This window comes from Streptomyces sp. TAA204 (assembly GCF_000424965.1).
The window spans coordinates 157181-174560 of record NZ_AUKW01000010.1; the positions used below are offsets into that span (position 1 = coordinate 157181).

Below are 17380 nucleotides of genomic sequence, written 5' to 3' on the forward strand. Positions count from 1 at the left end.
AGGAAATTATCCGTCAGACACCCCACTTCCACCGGCGATCTTCCTGTCAGAGGCGGTTGCGGCAATGACTTCGCCCAGTCCTGTCATGGCCTCCAGGGCGTCCGGCAGCAGTCCGCCGAGACCGAGGAACCCGTGGAACATCCCCGGGAAGTGCGCCTCGCTCACCGGCACACCCGCCCGCGCCAGCTTCGCCGCGTACGCACGCCCCTCGTCGCACAGCGGGTCGCAGCCCGCCGTGACGACGTGCGCGGGGGGCAGCCCCGACAGCTCGGCGCGCAGCGGGGCCGCGTAGGGGTGCGTGAGGTCGCCGCCCGGACCGAAGTACTGCTCGCCGAACCAGCGCATCGCATGGTCGGTGAGGTAATAGCCCTGCGCGTTGATCCTGCGGGAGTCGGTCCGGGCGGAGGGGTCGGTGGAGGGATAGATCAGCGACTGGTGCGCGATGCGCGGCCCGCCGCGGTCACGCGCCATCAGTGCGCACACGGCGGCCAGGTTCCCGCCCGCGCTGTCTCCGCAGACCACCAGCGCCCCGGGATCGCCGCCCAGCTCCGCGATGTGCTCCGCCGCCCAGAGCACTGCCGCGTACGCGTCCTCGGCAGCCCCGGGGAAGCGGGCCTCCGGCGCGAGCCTGTAGTCGACGGAGACCACCACCGCGCCCGAGGCGAGACACATCGACCGCACCATCGCGTCGTGGCTGTCGACGCTGCACAGCACCCAGCCGCCCCCGTGGAGGAACACGACGGTCGGCAGCGGCCTCTCCCGCTCACCCGCCGGCCCGCCGTAAGGGGGACGGTAGATCCGCAGCGGAAGCTCGGGGGCTCCCGGCGGTCCGGGAATCCTCACGTCCGTGACCTCCCCCACGGCGGGCTCGCGTATGGGAGCGGGAATCGAGCGGGCCAGGTGCCGGCGGGCCTCGGCGGGGTCGGTGACGGCGCCTCCGACGTCGGGGAAGAGGGCCGCCATGGTCTCCATCAGCGGACGTGCCGCGGGGTCGAGGCGGTCGGGGCCCTGGGAGGCGGTCTCGGTCACCTGTGTGCTCCTTCGTGTCTCGGTCGGGGCGCCCTCACGCGCCCGGGTCAGGTCCTCACAGCGGTGCCCCGCGCGGTGCCTGCGCACGTGGCCCGCGGCCGGGGGGAACGCCACGCGCGGGCCGATAGTCTGTCCGCGGCGCACGCCGCCCCGTGCGTCCACGCCCCAGGAAAGCGAGAGCCCGCCGTGTCACTGCTCACCGTCGGCCACCGCGGAGTGATGGGCGTGGAGCCCGAGAACACCCTGCGGTCCTTCGTCCGCGCCGAGCGCGAAGGGTTCGACGTGATCGAACTGGACCTGCACCTGAGCAAGGACGGGGCGCTGGTGGTCATGCACGACGCCGACGTCTCACGCACCACCGACTCCTCCGGCGCCATCGGCGACTTCACACTGGCCGAACTGCGCGAGCTGGACGCGGGACTCGGCGAGCGCGTCCCCGTCTTCCAAGAGGTCGTCGAGGCCGTACGGGCGCCGCTCCAGGCCGAGATCAAGGACCGCGCCGCCGCCCGGGTACTGGCCGGAGTGATCGGCGAGCTGGAGCTGCACGACCGCGTGACCGTCATCTCCTTCCACGACGACGCGCTCCGCGAGACCCGTGCCCACCTGCCGGAGATGCCGCTGGTGCTCGTCACCGGCCGCTCCACCCCCACCGCACCCGAACGGGCACGGGAGTTGGGAGCCGTGATGGTCTCCTGCGAACTGCGGCATCTGGAGGCGGAGACCGTCGAACGCTGCCACGCCGAGGGCATCGAGGTCATCAGCTGGACCGTGAACACCGCCGAGGAACTGGCCCGCGCACGCGAGTTGGGGCTCGACGGCGTCGTGACCGACATGCCGGAGATCAAGAGGGCTGCCGGCCGAGCCGTTTGACCAGCAGTTCGAAGGCGAGGTCGTCGCGGCGCGGGATGCCGAAGCGCTCGTCGCCGTAGGGGAAGGGACTCAGCTCCCCTGTGCGCAGGTATCCGCGGCGCTCGTACCAGGCGATCAGGTCCTCCCGCTGCCGGATCACCGTCATCTGCATCTGCCCGGCGCCCCATTCCGTCACGGCCCTGCGCTCCGCCTCCGCCAGCACCAGCCTGCCCACTCCCGCGCCCTGCAGCACGGGGCGGACGGCGAACATCCCGAAGTAGACGTGCCCTGCCCGCCGTTCGAGCTGGCAGCAGGCCACCAGCCCACCGTCCCGCTCGACGGCCAGCATCATGCTGTCGGCGCTCGCGAGCACGGCCGCGACGCCGTCCGGGTCGGTGCGCTGCCCGTCCAGGAGGCCCGCTTCGGTGGTCCAGCCGGCCCTGCTGGCCTCACCGCGGTAGGCGGACTCCAGCAGGGCCACAAGCAAGGGGATGTCGTCCTCGGCAGCCTCGCGGAAGGTCAGCTCGCCGGGTCCGGACTCCTTGACGTTCTCCATGCCGACCGACCTTAAGGCACCGCCGCAGAGGCAGACCGGCCGCGGCGCCCCGGGGACGCGCACCCGGTGATCCGCGTGCGGTGGGAATAGAGTCGCCCGGCATGGTGCACGTACTGAGCAGCCGCGTTCTGCTGCGTCCGACCGACCCCGAACGGACACGGGCCTTCTACGGCCAGGTGCTGGGGCTCGCGGTCCACCGTGAGTTCGGCACCGGCGCCGAGCGGGGCACGGTCTACTTTCTCGGCGGCGGCTTCCTGGAGGTCTCCGGACGGTCCGGGAACCCTCCCGCGCCCGGCCTGCAGCTGTGGCTGCAGGTACCGGACGCCGGGGCGGCGCACAGCGAACTGACCGCCGCCGGGGCCGATGTGCTCCGTCCCCCGGTGAAGGAACCGTGGGGGCTGGTGGAGATGTGGATCGCCGACCCGGACGGGGTGCGCATCTGCGTCGTCGAGGTCCCCGAGGACCACCCCATGCGCTACCGGCCGGGAATCTGAGCGCTCCCCCGCTGCGCCCGTGCGCTCCCGTGTGCGGGCGCGCGGCCGGGCAGCCTTCCCCCGGGGGCGAGCGGGGAGGTCGGTGATGCACGGCACGGCGACAGTCGGCTGGGTGCTGTCGGCGCTCTGTGTGGTCACCAGCGGCGCGTGTCTGCTGCGGGCGTGGGGGGCGGCCGGGGGGATACAGCGGCGCGCCGCCTGTGGCGAGGCCCTGATGGGGATCTCGATGGCGGCGATGGCGCTGTCCGGCAGCGCGCCCGTGGCCGTACCCCCGCTCGCCTTCACCGTGCTCTTCGGGGCCCTGGCCGCCTGGGAGCTGACGCTGCTGCGCCGGGAGCGGCGGGCCGCCGGCCACCGGCTCCACCATCTTGTGGGCGCCCTGGCGATGGTCTACATGGCGGTGGCGATGCAGGCCGCGCACGGGGGCGCCGCGGCCGGCCACGGCCACGCGGGCACAGGGGCGGGTGTGCCGGTACTGACCGGTGTGCTGCTCGCGTACTTCGCCGCCTACGTCCTGCGGTCGGGGCTGCGGCTGCTGCCTGTGCCCGCGGAGGCGACCACCGCCCTCGCCGTGGACGGGGGCGCGGCGGGGGGTGCGTGCGCGGTACGGGACATGCCCCCGGTGATCACGGCGTGCCGCCTGGCGATGGGCACCGGCATGCTGGCGATGCTGCTGATGCTGTGAGGCATCGGTCACTTCCGGGGACACCGCCGTACCACCGTGCAGCAGACGGCTCATAGTGTGTCACTCATGATGGTCCCGCTGGCATTGCTCGTCATGGCCGGACTGGCCGCCGTCGTGGCACCCCGCGTGCTGGCCCGATCCACCTGGCCGGAGCGCGAGCCGGTGCTCGGGCTGTGGGTGTGGCAGTGCGTGATCGCCGCCGTGCTGCTGTGCTGCGTGCTGGCCATGGCACTCTCGGCCGCGGCCGCCTGGCAGGTCGTGCGGGGGCACGTCTTCGCGCCGGCACCGAGCGGGGTCGAGGCGGCGTACGGGCTGGGTTCGTACGGGCCGTGGGCCGGAGCTCTGGCCGTGGTACTGGCCTGCGGCGGGGCGTGGACGGGCGCGATGCTGCTGCGCGAGGTGCACGAGGCCCGGGTCAGGCGCCGCAGGCGCCGCGCCGAACTGCGTGAGCGGGCCCCCCGGCTGCCCGGCGAGGAGGCCGGTGAGGGCGACCGTCTCGTCGTGCTGGAGGGCCAGAAGCCGGACGCGTGGTGGCTGCCCGGCAGCGCGCCCCAACTCGTCGTCACGACAGCCGCGCTGCGCAGGCTGAAGGGCCGGCAGCTGGACGCGGTGCTGGAGCACGAACAGGGACACGCGCGAGCCCGGCACGACTGGCTGCTGCACTGCTCGTCCGCGCTGGCGGCGGGATTCCCCCGTGTACCTGTCTTCGCCGCCTTCCGGGACCAGGTGCACGCCCTGGTGGAGATGGCGGCGGACGACACCGCCTCCCGACGGTTCGGACGGCTGACGATCGCACTGGCGCTGGTGGAACTCAACGAGCACAGCGGGGTGTTCGGGCCGTGCCCCACGCCCCTGGCTCAAGTGCCGCACCGGGTCCACCGGCTGCTGACGGCGCCGCCGCGGCTGCCCGTCGCACGGCGGCTGCGGATGACAGCGGGGGCGGCCCTCGTCCCCGTGGTGCCGCTGCTGGTCGCTTTCGTACCGGGACTTTCCGCGCTCTGATGGCCGCGGGCGTTCGCGGTGGGTGAGGATCGGACCATGTACGGACAGGCCGACGCCCCCACCCAGGACTCCTACGCCTCCGGCACGTCCGCCGCCCCGTGGATGTGGACCGCGCTCGCGCTGGGCGGGGCGGCGCTCACGCTCCTGGTGCTCGTGGCGCTGGGCTGGCGGCCCCTGCTGGGCGTGGACGGCGACGTCGCGGACCGGCTGCACGCGGGAGCCCTCCAGCATCCCGGATGGACACATGCCAACCGTGTGCTCACGGACTGGGTGTGGGACCCGGTCACCATGAGGCTGCTGACCGCCGCGGCGGCCGTGTGGCTGTGGCGGCGCGCAGAGAGAACACTCGCCGTGTGGTGCGTGGCCGCGTCGGCCGTCTGCACCGGTGTGCAGCAGGGCCTCAAGGCGCTGGTCGGCCGGGAGCGTCCCCAGTGGCAGGTGCCGGTCGACACCGCGCATTTCGCCGCGATGCCGTCGGGGCACGCGATGACGGCCGCCTTCACCTGCGCCCTCGTGGTGTGGCTGGTGGGGCGGACGGGGGCGGCGCCGCCGGTGCGGGGAGCTGTCCTCGCCATGGCCTGCGTGTCGGTGGCCGGTGTGTGCGTCACCCGGATCGTGCTCGGTGTGCACTGGCTGACGGACACGCTCGTGGGAGCGCTGCTGGGTATCGCGCTGGCCGCCGCGACCGCGGCGCTGTGGAACACGCACGTGCACGGTTTCACCCTGCCTGCCGGCACTGACAGCGACGACAGCGGCGACGGGTACAGAGGCAGGGACGGGGAGAGGCACACATGACGGTCAGGGGCGTCCTCTTCGACTTCTCCGGAACGCTGCTGCGCGTGGAGCCGGCGGTGCGGTGGCTGCGCGCCGTACTGGCCGAGGCGGGCATCGGCATGCCGCCTCGGCAGAGCGCGGCGCTGGCGAGGGAGCTGGAGTCGGCCGGTGCGCTGCCGGGCGGTGCGTCACCCTCCTCCGTCCCTCCTGAGCTGCGGCGGGCGTGGGAGGAGCGCGACGTGCACCCCGGCAGGCACCGGGCCGCCTACACCGGGCTCGCGCGGCAGGTCCCGCTGCCGCACCCCGGCCTCTACGACGCCCTGTACGAGCGGCACATGAAGCCCGAGGCGTGGCAGCCCTACCCCGACACCGCCGAGGTGCTCGGCGCGCTGCGGCAGATGGAGGTGCCCGTCGCCGTGGTGAGCAACATCGGCTGGGATCTGCGTCCCGTCTTCCGCGAACACGGGCTCGCCCCGTTGGTGCGGGAGTACGTGCTCTCCTTCGAGCACGGCGTGCACAAGCCCGACCCCGGCCTGTTCCGGGCGGGGTGCGCGGCACTGGGCCTGGAGCCGCAGGAGGTGCTGATGGTCGGCGACGACGAACACGCGGACGCGGGAGCGGCCCGGATCGGCTGTGCGGTGCATCTGGTGCACCATCTGCCGCCCGGCGAACGCCCGGAGGGACTGCTGCCGGTCCTGGGACTCGCGGGGTGAGCGGGGTGGCGGGGTGGGCACGGAGCACCGCCCCTCTGCGGCCCCGGCCCACGTCCAGGTCCGCCCTGGTGGCCCCTAGGGTTCGGCCACGTCCGTGTGGATGGCGAGCTTGAACTGGGCGTGCATGAGAGGCGTGCCGAGCTTCGTGTCGCCCTTGCCGCGTGCGGAGACCTTCAGGCCGAGCGGGACGTCCTTGTAGACGAAGAACTGCCACAGGAAGGACTTGTACTGGCCGCCTCCCGTCTCCGCCCAGTCGGTCGTGGCCGTCGAGTCGTACTCCTCGGCCAGCGGGTTGCGCACGAAGCGCGCGCGGTATTCGTGCGGCTCGCCGTCCTTCTCCCAGTGGACCATCGCGGAGAGAAGGCCCCAGCCGTCGTGGCTGGGGTAGACGAGCCCTGAGGTGGGGTGGGGGAAATCCTCCGAGTCACCGCCGCCGTTGGCGGGGTCGTGCATCTTCCACGGGTCGTAGGACTCCCCTTCGTAGGGGAACCGGACGAGGTGGTAGCCGTCTTCGTCGTACGTCACACGCTGCGAGCCTGAGGACTTCTCCGCGTCCCAGATGAGCGAGACCACCGCTAACGGCATGCGCTCTCCTTGTGAGCCGGCTGGCACTGCCTTGCCGTACCTCCGCGGGTGGAGGGGCTGTTCCCGGCCTGCTGCCCGCCCACGGGATCCGGTTCAGCATTCTACGGACGTCCGCGGCGCGTAACAACGGGTGACGCAGGGGCGGTTCACGGCCCCCGGTGGCCGGCGCGCGGCGAGCGCGTGCCGGCCGGACGGGCCCCGCGGGCAGGTGCCGGGCCCGCTCCTGCCGGCACAGCCGCAGGGCCACCCGAAGCGAACCGGTATTGGGCGATCCCCCGCGTCGCCCAATACCGGTGGTCGAACCGGAGGCGTCCCGGGCGGGACGCGCGTCCGAAGTCATCCTGAGTATATTGGCTGGGAGCCAGTCAACACAGGAGTACAGGATGTCCCCTCGGAGCGCTTCGGTCAATGAAGAATTGCGCCGACGCTCGCGTGAACGGTTGCTGCAGGCGACCGTCGACCTGGTCGGCGAACGCGGCTTCGAGGCGACCACGCTCGGCGACATCGCGGAGCGGGCCAGGTCGGCACGCGGTCTGATCTCGTACTACTTCCCGGGCAAGCGGCAGCTGTTCCAGTCGGCAGTGCACCGGCTGATGCACCTCACACTGCAGGAAGCGCTGGAGCGCGCCCCCGTCCCGGAGGGCCCCGAGGCGGGCAGTGAGTCGCTCGCCCGCGCCATCGACGCGATCCTCGGGCTTGCCGTGGACCGTCCGGTGCTGATGAGGGCGCACATGGCCGGAATCCTCCAGCAGGAGGGGTTCGTCCAGTGCCCCGAGCAGCAGCGGCTGGCGACGCTGCTGCTGGAGACGGTCCAGCGGTACGGCTCCGCGGACCCGCACACCGACTATCCGCTGCTGCGAGCGCTGCTCATGGGCAGCGTGGTGGCGGTGCTGATTCCCGGAGCGCCGATGCCGGTGTCCCGGCTGCGTGCCGAACTCTTCGCCAGGTACGGACTGGAGTGGGAGCTCGGCAGCCCTCCCGGCGAGCAGACGGTCGCGTCCGTGCGCCTGCCCCATGGCAGGCAGCCCGCCGAACCGCGCAGGCAGGCCGGCGCCGCGGGGAACGCGTAGGGGCGCCTGGGCGCGGCGGCACAGGACACGCTCCTGCCTGCCCTCGTCCGCCGGGGAGCCATTGTCAGTGGCCGGGTGCAGACTGATCCCGACCTCGGACAACGGCGTCTGGAAGGCAGGATCGACATGACAGATGTACTGCTCGCGGTAGGCACCAGGAAGGGTCTGTTCCTGGCCCGCAGGGCGGTGGACGCACGGCGGTCGGCGGGCTGGGAGTTCGACGGCCCCCACTTCAACGCACAGGCCGTCTACTCCGTCGCACTCGACACCCGGCGCGCGTCCGGGCCGAGACTGCTCGTCGGCGGTGACAGCGCCCACTGGGGCCCGTCGGTCTTCCACTCCGACGACCTGGGCGCCACCTGGACGGAGCCGTCGCAGCCCCCGGTGAAGTTCCCGCAGGACACCGGGAGTTCGCTGGAACGCGTCTGGCAGCTGAATCCGGGCGGCGCGGACGAGCCCGACGTGGTCTACGCCGGCACGGAGCCGGGCGCGCTCTTCCGCTCGGAGGACGGCGGCGGAAGCTTCGAGCTGGTGCGGGGCCTGTGGGAGCACCCCACACGCAGGGACTGGGTGCCGGGCGGCGGCGGTCTGGGCCTGCACACCGTCCTGGTCGACCCTCGGGACTCCCGCAGGGTCACCGTCGCGGTCTCCACCGGCGGCGCGTACCGCACGGCCGACGGCGGCAAGAGCTGGGAGCCGTGCAACCGCGGCGTGGAGGCGGTGTTCCTGCCGGAGAGCCAGCGCTTCCCGGAATACGGACAGTGCGTGCACAAGGTCGACCGCGACGCGGCCGACCCCGACCGGCTCTACCTCCAGAACCACTGGGGGGTCTACCGAAGCGACGACGCGGGCACGAGCTGGACCTCCATCGGCGGCACCCTGCCCTCGGACTTCGGCTTCCCCGTGGTCGCCCACCCGCACCGCGGGGGCACCGCGTACGTCTTCCCGCTCAACGCCGACTCCGACCGGGTTCCCGCGGGGCGCCGCTGCCGTGTCCACCGTACGGATGACGCCGGGGCGAGCTGGCAGGAACTGGGCGCGGGCCTCCCCCATGACGCGCACTACGGCCCGGTGCTGCGGGACGCCATGTGCGCGGACGACGCCGAGACGGCGGGCGTCTACTTCGGCAACCGCAACGGTGAGCTCTTCGCCAGCGCGGACGAAGGGGAGACCTGGCAGCAGCTGGCCGGTCATCTGCCGGACGTGCTGTGCGTACGGGCGGCGGTGATCGGCTGAGCACCCGGCGGAGCCGGAGGAGTGTCACGGAGCCAGTAGAGTAACCGCCCGTGGCTGCACGACCGTTGAACGAGATCGTCGAACCGGGCTGGGCCAAGGCGCTGGAGCCGGTCGCTGAAAAGATCGCCTCCATGGGCGAGTTCCTCCGCGCGGAGATCGCGGCGGGCAGAACCTACGTCCCCTCGGGGGCGAACGTCCTGCGTGCCTTCCAGCAGCCCTTCGACGAGGTGCGCGTCCTCATCGTCGGGCAGGACCCGTATCCCACCCCCGGTCACGCCGTGGGGCTGTCGTTCTCGGTCGCACCCGATGTGCGGCCGCTGCCCGGCAGTCTGGAGAACATCTTCCGCGAGCTGCACAGCGACCTGGGGCTGCCCCGGCCCTCCAACGGTGACCTGACACCGTGGACCGAGCAGGGTGTCCTGCTGCTCAACAGGGCGCTGACCACGGCTCCGCGCAAGCCGGCAGCGCACCGCGGCAAAGGCTGGGAGGAGGTCACCGAGCAGGCCATCCGGGCCCTGACCGAACGGGATCAGCCGATGGTCTCGGTCCTGTGGGGGCGAGACGCCCGCAACCTGCGTCCCCTGCTGGGCGCCCGCCCGGCGGTCGAGTCCTCCCACCCCTCCCCCATGTCGGCGGACCGGGGCTTCTTCGGCTCCCGGCCCTTCAGCCGCGTCAACGATCTGCTCGCCCAGCAGGGGGCCGGCCCGGTGGACTGGCGACTGCCGTGAGCGGCCCGCAGGAGGCGCCCTCCAGTCCGCCGGCACCGGCACCGGCACCGGGAGACGGTGACGCTCAGCGGGCGTGGGTGCTCGGTGCCGACTCCGGCGGATCGGGCATGCGGGTCACCCTGGCCACGGCGGGCCCTGCACCGGACCCTGTGCCGACGGGCACGCGCACCGCGGACGAACCGGTGCGCACGGGCCCGGAGGGCATCGACGCCGCGCACATGCTGTCCCTGTTCATCCCCATGGCCCGTGAGTTGCTCACCGACGCAGGGGCGGCGCGGGAGAGCGTGAGCGCCGTGTGCGTCGGCGCGGCGGGGATGGCGACCCTCGGCGGGCAGTTGCGACGCACGCTCCCCCCGGCTCTCGCGCGGGAGTTCGGCGCAAGGCGCGTCGCACTGGCCGCGGACGCGGTGACCGCGTACGCCGGGGCGCTCGGCGAGCAGCCGGGCGCTGTGGTCGCCGGCGGCACGGGACTCATCGCGATGGGCACGGATCTGCGGTCCTGGCACCGTGCCGACGGCTGGGGGCATCTCCTGGGCGACTGCGGGAGCGGTGCCTGGATGGGGCGGGCCGGACTCGAGGCCGCGATGCGCGCCTACGACGGGCGGGAAGGCGGATCGGCGGCACTCCGTGAGCGCGCGGAGGCCGTCTTCGGCGCGCCGTTGAGCGGGCTTCCGGGACAGCTCTATCCCCGCACCGACCGGCCCGCCGTGCTGGCGTCGTTCGCACCCGAGGTCGCTCGCTGCGCCGCGGAGGACCCCGTGGCCCGCGAGGTACTGCGCGCGGCGGCGCAGGAGATCGCCACGGCGGCTGCGGCCGTGTGCCCGCGCGAGGAGCGCGCGTCGGTCGCTCTCACCGGCGGGCTGTTCCGGATCGGCGAGCCGCTTCTGGGGCCGCTGAGAGGGGAGTTGGAGGCCCGGCTGCCCCACGCGCGCTTCCAGGCCCCCGCGGGGGATCCGCTGGATGGCGCACTGCTCGTCGCGGCCCGGCTGGCGTCGGGTTCGCTGCGGCTGCCGCTGGATTCGGCGCTGCTGTCCCTCGGTTGAGAAATCCGGCAAACACCGGCAATCCACGCCAGGGCGAAGCGGGCATTTCCTGCCAGTCTCCCCCGCCTGAGCAGGGACGCCCCGCGAGGGGTTAACATGCGGGCGCATGAGCTCCCCCACTGACCCGGACAACGGCCTGCCAGTACGAATGCCGCGTCCGCGCAGGCCCGGAAGGCACCGCCGGCCCGAACCTGTCGTCGCACCCGAGAACGCCCCCGCGCTGGTCCTCGCCGTCCCCGGCACCCCGTCCGGCGCGGTCCGCAGCCTCGCCGAGGAGATTCTGAGCATCGCCCGCTCGGAACTGCCCGGAATGGACGCGCGGATCGGTTATGTGGAGGGCGACGGCGAAGACTTCCCGACCCTGGAGGGCGTCCTCGCACAGACCGCTGAGGAGCAGCGGGCCGCCGCCGTCCATGCCGCCGAACTGGCCGCCGTCGAGGCGGCGGCCGCGGAAGAAGGCACGGACGGGGACGGCGCCGCCCCGGCCACCGCTGCGGCCGAGGTGGAGGCCGCGGCTCAGGCGGCGAGGTCTCAGGCGGAGGAGCGGCTGGTCGCCGTGGTCATTCCGCTGCTCGCCGGGCCGGACGCGGCGCGGATGCGCCAGATACGGCAGGCTGTGCTCTCCAGCGGCACGGGCGCCGAACTCACCGATGTGCTGGGCCCGCACCCGCTGCTCGCCGAGGGGGTGCACGTCAAGCTCTCCGAGGCGGGTCTCGCCCGCGCCGACCGCGCCCGGCTCTTCACCGTCGCCACGGCCGCGGACGGCATCGTCCTGGCCACCGTCGGCGGCGAGGAGGCCGTGCAGGCGGCCGGGATCACCGGCATGCTCCTGGCGGCGCGTCTGGCCGTCCCGGTGCTCGCCGCGGGCCTGGACGAGGAAGGGGGCGTGGCGCGCATCGCCGAACAGCTCCGCGAGTCGGGCTCCGCCCAACTCGCCGTCGCTCCCTGCCTCATCGGGCCGGAGGTCTCCGAGGGGCTGCTGGATGCGGCGGCGGAGGAAGCCGGTTGCCAGGTCGCCGAGCCGCTGGGGGCCTATACGGCGGTGGGCAAGCTGGTGGCGTCCACGTACGCCGCCAAGCTGGGGATCGCCCAGCAGCAGTCGCCGCAGGGCATGGCGGCCCGCTGAGGCCGTCTCCCGCCCGGGAGACGAACCAGCCGTGAGGCGATACGCACGGCCGAACGGACGGACGCGGGACGGGCGGAGGCGGAGGCAGGCGGTACGCCGCTGGGGCGGGGCCCGTCGGGCAGGACGGGGCACCGCCGCTTCGCTTCCGTGACGTCCCCGCGGACGGCAGGACCGGTGAGAGGGGCCGGTGAGAGGGGTCGGCGACAGCGCCGGGCCCGGCCCCGAGCCGAGCAGCCCGGCCTCCGGCAGGCAACGCCCGCGCAGGGCGGCGGACTTTCGCGGAGTACGGCGCGGTGCGGCGGAATGCCGCCGCGGATGCCGGGCCGGGAGCGGGGCCCGTATCCACACCCGCCACTGCCCGGTCGGTCAGGGGTCAGGGGTCAGAAGTCAGAGGTCAGAGGTCAGAGGTCAGAGGTCAGCCGAAGATCACACAGCTCGCGGCCGGTGCGCGAAGACTGCCCGTGCGGTGCGGAGTGCCGGTGGCCTGGTCGATCTCGAACCAGGTGACATCGCCGGAGCGTTCGTTGGCGGCGTACAGCCACCGGCCCGACGGGTGCAGGGCCAGGTCGCGCGGCCAGTGTCCGCCGCAGGGCACGGTCCCCGTCAACTCCATGGCATCGCCCGAGGCCGTCAGGGACAGTACGGCGATGCTGTCGTGGCCGCGGTTCGCGGCCCAGGCGAACCGGCCGTCGGCGGAGACGACCAGCGCCGAGGGATGGTTGCGCTCCTGCGTGGGGCCTCCCGCGACGCCCGGAACGGTGGGTGTCTCCCCCAGCGCCTCCAACGCCCCGCTGTCGGCGTCCCAGTGGCACACCGTGACCGTCGGCTCCAGTTCGTTGATGACGTAGGCGTGTTCACCGCCGGGGTGGAAGGCGAGGTGGCGCGGTCCGGTACCGGGCCGCAGCAGTGCCTCCGTCTGCGGCAGCGGCTCACCCTCCGGACAGGCGTCGCGCAGGTCGTAGACCCACACCGAGTCGGTGCCCAGGTCCACCGCCAGCAGCCAGCGGCCGGACGGGTCGGGCACGACCGCGTGTGCGTGCGGTCCGCTCTGCCGCTCCTTGTCGGGGCCGCTGCCCGTGTGTTCGTGGACGGAGGCGCGGCTTCCGAGGGTGCCGTCGGCGCGTACGGGCAGCGCGCTGATGCTGCCGGAGCCGTAGTTGGCGGTGATGACGTGGCCGGCCGCGATGGTCAGATGCGTCGGGCCGCCGCCCCTGACCGGAGTGGGATCGCCCAGCAGCACGGGTCTGTCCCGGTCCTCCAGCGTGAAGGCGGCGGCTCCGCCGGTGTCCCGCTCGCTGACGGCGTAGAGGTGCCCGCCGGGTGTGCCGCTTCCGCCGGGGCCGTCCGCGAGCGTGAGGAAGGAGGTGTCCGGTACGGCGGTCTCGGTGTGGTGCAGTTCCGTGAGGGCACCGCTCGCCCCGTCGACGGAGGCGGTGGTGATGCCACGGCCGCCCGCCGAGGTGAACGATCCGATGTACGCCCGGTCGGCCCACTGTCCGTTCGTGTCACTCACAGCCTGCGCCCTTTCCCCTGTGCCGGATTGATACCCGGACCGTAAACGTTGCAGCGATCTTGAAGGGACCGTAGCAGCGGCTGCGGGGACGGGTGGCGCCGTGGATCACACCGCGCGAGGGGCCCCCGGGCCGTCCTGGCACCCTGGTGGGCATGGACAGCTCCCCCGCCACCGCCGTGATCTTCGACCTCGACGGCACCCTCGTGGACAGCGAGCCCAGCTACTACGAGGCGGGCCGCCGCCTGCTGGCTGCCCACGGAGTACCGGAGTTCACCTGGCGGGAGCACGAGGAGTTCATCGGCATCAGCACCCGGGAGACGATCCGGACGCTGCGGGAGCGGCACGGGATCAACGCCTCCGTCGAGCAGCTGCTGTCGGAGAAGAACGAGCTCTATCTGCGGCTCGCCCGCTCCACGCGGGTCTTCCCCGAGATGCGCGTCCTCCTTGAGGAGCTGCACGCCGCCGGCTGTCCGGCGGCCGTGGCGTCCGGCTCGTCGGCGGCGGCCATCGAGGCCGTACTCACCGGGGCGGGGCTGGACGCCCTGCTGCCGGTACGGGTCTCGGCGGAGGAGGTCGCCCGCGGCAAGCCGGAGCCGGACGTGTTCCTGGAAGCAGCGCGGCGCCTGGGCACGGACGCGGCCGGCTGTGTCGTGCTGGAGGACGCGCCGCCCGGCGCGGAGGCGGCGCGGCGGGCCGGCATGCGGTGCGTCGCCGTTCCGTACCTGCCGCAGAGTGCCGGCGATCCGGCCTTCGCCTCCGCCGGGCTGCTCTTCGCGGGCGGGCAGGACGAGTTCGACGCCCGGCGCACCTTCGACTGGATCACCGGTGGCGGCGTCCCGGACGCTCCGGACCTCGCGGGGCCCGGCCGGGAGGGCGCGCCCTGAGACCCGCGGAGGGGCGGGGAAAGGTTCTGCGGAGCAAGCGCGGTGCCGCCTCCCAGGTCACTCCCATGACCTCCTCGGCGCGCTCCTCGCCCACGCAGGAGGCCACCTTGGCGGCGACCTCAGCCTCGGAGGGCGGCCGGCCGGGGTGGCCCTGGGGCAGGTCCAGCGCGGTCTCGGCCCGCCCGCCGCCCGTCAGTTCGAGCACGATCCGCGTCTCGCCCGCCATGAGGTCCTGCCCGCCGCCGGCGACGAGTTCGAGGTGTGTCCGCTCCATCAGGTGCTGTGCCTCGGCGCGTCGGGCGGCGGCGTCGGTGAAGTCGGCGAGGCCAGGGAAGGCGTCGAGGAGCGCGGTCGCCACCGCGTACTCCATGCTGAACTTCGCCTCCAGTCCGGTACGGGGACGGTGGTGGATCAGCGGCTGCATGCCCGCCCGGGGCGTGGAGACGACGATCCGGCCGATGTCCTCGTGACGCAGCCCGTCCGTCCCCAGCGTGCGGGCCGCGCTGATGGGCCGCTGCATCGCGTAGCAGCACGGGTGCAGCTTCAGGGCGAGCCCGCCGGGAACGGCCGGCCCGGACAGATCGGGGTCCGACTCTCCGCCGACGAGCGCGAACCACTGGTCCAGCGCGGAGGGTTCGGCCGATGCTCCGGCCGCCGCGAGGTGCGCCGCCCGTACCCCGGCCTCCGCCGCGAAGCCCACCTGGAGGGACTTGCCGGTGGTGCCGAACGCGCGCTGAACGCCGCCCGCGGCGGGCACGGCCAGGGCCATCGCCCGCTTGAGACCGTCCGCGTCCAGGCCCAGTGAGAGCCCCGCGGCGACTGCGGCGGCCGGTGCTCCCGCGGTGCAGGTGGTGTGCCAGCCGTCGCTGTAGTGGCGCCACCCGAGGGCGGTGCCGAGCCGGGCCATCACCCCCGCGCCGGCGAGGTATTCGCGGGTTCCGCCGCCGGTGGCCAGCGCCGCGGCGGCGCACACGACGCTGACGTGGGAGGTCGAGGGCAGGTGCACGTCGTCGAAGTCGAGCACATGACCGGTCGCGGCCCAGCGCAGCACCTCCGGCGACTGCGCGGTCATCTCCGCGACGGGGTCGCCGGCAGCGGCGAGCGTCACGGCGACGGTGTCCACCAGTGCCCTGCGGGCGAGTTCGCCGTCCCCGTCGTCCGGGCGGAGCGCCACCGCCCAGTCCGCGAGACCGGCGATCACAGGACCAGCCCCGGGAACCAGGTCGCGATCTCCGGTACGGCCACCACCAGTGCCAGCACCGCGGCCTCGATGGCCAGATAGGGCAGGACGCCGCGGAAGATGTCGGCCAGGTCCAGCTCGGGCACGACGGATTTCATCGTGTACAGGTTCAGTCCGACCGGGGGCGTGATCACCGCCATCTCCAGGTTGATGACCAGCAGCACGCCGAACCACAGGGGGTCGAAGCCCAGTTCCTCGATCGCGGGAACCAGGATGGGCGTCACCACCAGCAGCAGGGACGCGGCGTCCACGAGGCAGCCGAGCAGGACGAGCACCAGCATGATCGCGGCGATCACCAGATAGGGCGAGATGTCCAGGCCCGCCACGAATCCGGAGACCGCGTCGGGCACCCGTGCCGAGACGAGCATCTGCGTGAAGACGAAGGCGGCGCCGACGATGGCCAGGATGGATGCGGTCACATGTGCCGTGGAGGCGAAGATGGTCTTCAGGTTCTCCCAGCCCAGCTTGCGGTAGATCCCTCCGGTCACCCCGAAAGCCGCGAGGGCACCGACGGCTGCGGCCTCGGTGGGTGTGGCGAATCCGGTGTAGATCGAGCCGAGGACGAGGACGATGAGCGCCAGCGCGGGCGAGATCTTCCCCAGCGCGGCGAAGCGCTCCCGCCAGGTGAAGTCCTCGGCCGCGACGGGCGCCTCGGACGGTGACGCCTTGGCCCGCAGCACGACGTAGAGGATCATCATCGCGGCGAGGAGCAGGCCGGGCAGCAGCCCGCCGGCGAACAGTTCCGCGATGCTCACGCCCGTCACCGACGAGTACAGGATGAACATCAGGCTCGGCGGGATGAGCATGGCCAGCGCCCCGGAGGCCGTCACGGTGCCGCTGGCGAACGCCGGACGGTAGCCGCGGTGGAGCATCTCCGGGACGGCCATCCGGCCGATGACCGCGACCGAGGAGATGCTCACGCCGGACATCGCCCCGAACACGGTGGAGGAGCCGATGGCCGAGGCGCCCAGCCCGCCGGGTATCCGGTTGAACCACCTGTAGGACGCGCCGAACAGGTCGCGGCCCAGACCGCTGACCGCCAGTACCTCGCCGAGCAGGATGTACAGGGGCGCCGCGACGAGCGCGTAGTTCTGCAGCTGCGCGACCAGCGACAGCGGTATCAGCTCCACCCCGGACAGGCCGTTCATGCCGATCAGTCCGGCGGCGCCGGAGACCGCCAGCGCCACGAAGATCGGTGTCCGCAGGGCGATGAGGAGCAGCAGGACGACGACCGCGAGACCCGCGATCACAGCTTCGGACATCATCGGTTCGGCGCTCCTTCACCGGCGTCGGCGACGCCCCTGTCGGCCGTGCCGGCCGGGCCGGGCTCGGCGCCCCCGGCGGGCGGTTCGGCTTCCGTTCCCTCGCGCGGGCCGCCCGGTGGGAAGAGCAGGGCGACAAGGACGAGCAGGGCGCCGGTCAGGGCCAGCACCGCGTCGGGAATCCACAGCGGGATGCTGAAGGTGCCCGATCCGGTCAGTCCGCCCTCGATGGCGGTGGTCATCGAGCGGAAGGCGGTGACGGCGAGGATCAGTCCGAACACCGCGGTCGCCGCCGCGGTGACCACGTCAGAGGCCCTGCGCGCCCGCGCGGGCAGCGAACGGTGCACCAGGTCCATCGAGATGTGCCGGCCGTTGGCGTAGAAGTAGGGGATCGCCAGCGCGGTGGCCACCAGCACCCCGGCGGCGTTGAGCGGGTAGGCCCAGTCGGTCGGTGCGGCGAAGGCGTAGCGGACGAGGACGTCGTAGGTGATGGAGACCATCATCAGTGCGACGACGGCCATGGAGACCACGGCCAGTCCCAGGGCGCACGCCAGGACGTACTTGCGGATTCGGTTCAGTGCGCTCATGCCG

General features: G+C 73.0%; 19 protein-coding genes. 12 read left to right on the forward strand and 7 right to left on the reverse strand.

Annotated features, from left to right (window positions below; all coding sequences use genetic code 11):
• Nucleotides 1-6: 6 nt before the first annotated feature.
• Nucleotides 7-1029, reverse strand: coding sequence for an alpha/beta hydrolase fold domain-containing protein (locus H343_RS0117015; RefSeq protein WP_028432143.1), 1023 nt, complete (start codon nucleotides 1027-1029; stop codon nucleotides 7-9).
• 186 nt (nucleotides 1030-1215) lie between these two features.
• Here H343_RS0117015 and H343_RS0117020 point away from each other — a divergent pair, with 186 nt between their 5' ends.
• Nucleotides 1216-1899 carry a glycerophosphodiester phosphodiesterase family protein gene (locus H343_RS0117020; protein ID WP_028432144.1) on the forward strand — a complete coding sequence of 228 codons (684 nt, stop codon included), beginning with the start codon at nucleotides 1216-1218 and terminating at the stop codon, nucleotides 1897-1899.
• Here H343_RS0117020 and H343_RS0117025 read toward each other — a convergent pair.
• Complete coding sequence (locus tag H343_RS0117025) at nucleotides 1871-2434, reverse strand: GNAT family N-acetyltransferase (protein ID WP_028432145.1); 564 nt, start codon at nucleotides 2432-2434, stop codon at nucleotides 1871-1873. The genes H343_RS0117020 and H343_RS0117025 overlap by 29 nt on opposite strands.
• A gap of 101 nt (nucleotides 2435-2535) precedes the next feature.
• Here H343_RS0117025 and H343_RS0117030 point away from each other — a divergent pair, with 101 nt between their 5' ends.
• The 5 genes from H343_RS0117030 to H343_RS0117050 all read left to right on the forward strand — a co-directional run bounded on the left by H343_RS0117030 (nucleotide 2536) and on the right by H343_RS0117050 (nucleotide 6102).
• Nucleotides 2536-2928, forward strand: a complete 393-nt coding sequence (locus tag H343_RS0117030) for a VOC family protein (protein ID WP_028432146.1) — start codon at nucleotides 2536-2538, stop codon at nucleotides 2926-2928.
• Between the two features lie 85 nt (nucleotides 2929-3013).
• On the forward strand, nucleotides 3014-3613 hold the full coding sequence (locus H343_RS0117035; protein WP_028432147.1) for a DUF5134 domain-containing protein: 600 nt from the start codon (nucleotides 3014-3016) through the stop codon (nucleotides 3611-3613).
• 66 nt (nucleotides 3614-3679) lie between these two features.
• Nucleotides 3680-4615, forward strand: a complete 936-nt coding sequence (locus H343_RS0117040; RefSeq protein ID WP_028432148.1) for a M56 family metallopeptidase — start codon at nucleotides 3680-3682, stop codon at nucleotides 4613-4615.
• A gap of 36 nt (nucleotides 4616-4651) precedes the next feature.
• Nucleotides 4652-5410, forward strand: a complete 759-nt coding sequence (locus tag H343_RS31105) for a phosphatase PAP2 family protein (protein WP_078505772.1) — start codon at nucleotides 4652-4654, stop codon at nucleotides 5408-5410.
• Nucleotides 5407-6102 carry an HAD family hydrolase gene (locus tag H343_RS0117050; protein ID WP_028432149.1) on the forward strand — a complete coding sequence of 232 codons (696 nt, stop codon included), beginning with the start codon at nucleotides 5407-5409 and terminating at the stop codon, nucleotides 6100-6102. Before H343_RS31105 ends, H343_RS0117050 begins: the two co-directional genes overlap by 4 nt.
• 75 nt (nucleotides 6103-6177) lie before the next feature.
• Here H343_RS0117050 and H343_RS0117055 read toward each other — a convergent pair whose 3' ends face one another.
• Nucleotides 6178-6687 (reverse strand): hypothetical protein, encoded by a 510-nt coding sequence (locus tag H343_RS0117055; protein ID WP_028432150.1) that lies wholly within the window; start codon nucleotides 6685-6687, stop codon nucleotides 6178-6180.
• Nucleotides 6688-7070: 383 nt separating this feature from the next.
• Between H343_RS0117055 and H343_RS31110 the strand changes: the two genes are divergently transcribed.
• From H343_RS31110 to H343_RS0117080, 5 genes are all read left to right on the forward strand, one after another.
• Nucleotides 7071-7757, forward strand: a complete 687-nt coding sequence (locus H343_RS31110) for a TetR/AcrR family transcriptional regulator (RefSeq protein ID WP_078505774.1) — start codon at nucleotides 7071-7073, stop codon at nucleotides 7755-7757.
• Between the two features lie 126 nt (nucleotides 7758-7883).
• Nucleotides 7884-8993 (forward strand): glycosyl hydrolase, encoded by a 1110-nt coding sequence (locus H343_RS0117065; RefSeq protein WP_028432151.1) that lies wholly within the window; start codon nucleotides 7884-7886, stop codon nucleotides 8991-8993.
• Nucleotides 8994-9043: 50 nt separating this feature from the next.
• Entirely contained in the window at nucleotides 9044-9721 is a 678-nt protein-coding gene (locus H343_RS0117070) for a uracil-DNA glycosylase (protein WP_037904050.1), read from the forward strand.
• Nucleotides 9722-9828: 107 nt separating this feature from the next.
• Complete coding sequence (locus tag H343_RS0117075; RefSeq protein WP_051265440.1) at nucleotides 9829-10764, forward strand: BadF/BadG/BcrA/BcrD ATPase family protein; 936 nt, start codon at nucleotides 9829-9831, stop codon at nucleotides 10762-10764.
• Nucleotides 10765-10870: 106 nt separating this feature from the next.
• Nucleotides 10871-11890 (forward strand): hypothetical protein, encoded by a 1020-nt coding sequence (locus tag H343_RS0117080; protein WP_199778937.1) that lies wholly within the window; start codon nucleotides 10871-10873, stop codon nucleotides 11888-11890.
• 415 nt (nucleotides 11891-12305) lie between these two features.
• On the opposite strand, the gene H343_RS0117085 is transcribed toward H343_RS0117080, so the two are convergent.
• The gene (locus tag H343_RS0117085; RefSeq protein WP_028432155.1) at nucleotides 12306-13403 is read right to left on the reverse strand and encodes a lactonase family protein; all 1098 of its coding nucleotides are present in this window, start codon (nucleotides 13401-13403) and stop codon (nucleotides 12306-12308) included.
• A gap of 152 nt (nucleotides 13404-13555) precedes the next feature.
• On the opposite strand from H343_RS0117085, the gene H343_RS31115 reads away from it, so the two are divergent.
• Nucleotides 13556-14287 carry an HAD family hydrolase gene (locus tag H343_RS31115; RefSeq protein ID WP_051265402.1) on the forward strand — a complete coding sequence of 244 codons (732 nt, stop codon included), beginning with the start codon at nucleotides 13556-13558 and terminating at the stop codon, nucleotides 14285-14287.
• On the opposite strand, the gene H343_RS31120 is transcribed toward H343_RS31115, so the two are convergent.
• From H343_RS31120 to H343_RS0117105, 3 genes are read right to left on the reverse strand one after another with little or no spacing between them, the layout of a single operon-like run.
• On the reverse strand, nucleotides 14223-15488 hold the full coding sequence (locus tag H343_RS31120; RefSeq protein ID WP_199778938.1) for an MmgE/PrpD family protein: 1266 nt from the start codon (nucleotides 15486-15488) through the stop codon (nucleotides 14223-14225). The two genes, H343_RS31115 and H343_RS31120, sit on opposite strands and share 65 nt — an antisense overlap.
• Nucleotides 15485-16792, reverse strand: a complete 1308-nt coding sequence (locus tag H343_RS0117100) for a TRAP transporter large permease (protein ID WP_199778939.1) — start codon at nucleotides 16790-16792, stop codon at nucleotides 15485-15487. The genes H343_RS31120 and H343_RS0117100 overlap by 4 nt, the downstream gene beginning before the upstream one ends.
• Nucleotides 16789-17376 carry a TRAP transporter small permease gene (locus tag H343_RS0117105; RefSeq protein ID WP_028432157.1) on the reverse strand — a complete coding sequence of 196 codons (588 nt, stop codon included), beginning with the start codon at nucleotides 17374-17376 and terminating at the stop codon, nucleotides 16789-16791. Before H343_RS0117105 ends, H343_RS0117100 begins: the two co-directional genes overlap by 4 nt.
• Between the last annotated feature and the right edge of the window lie 4 nt (nucleotides 17377-17380).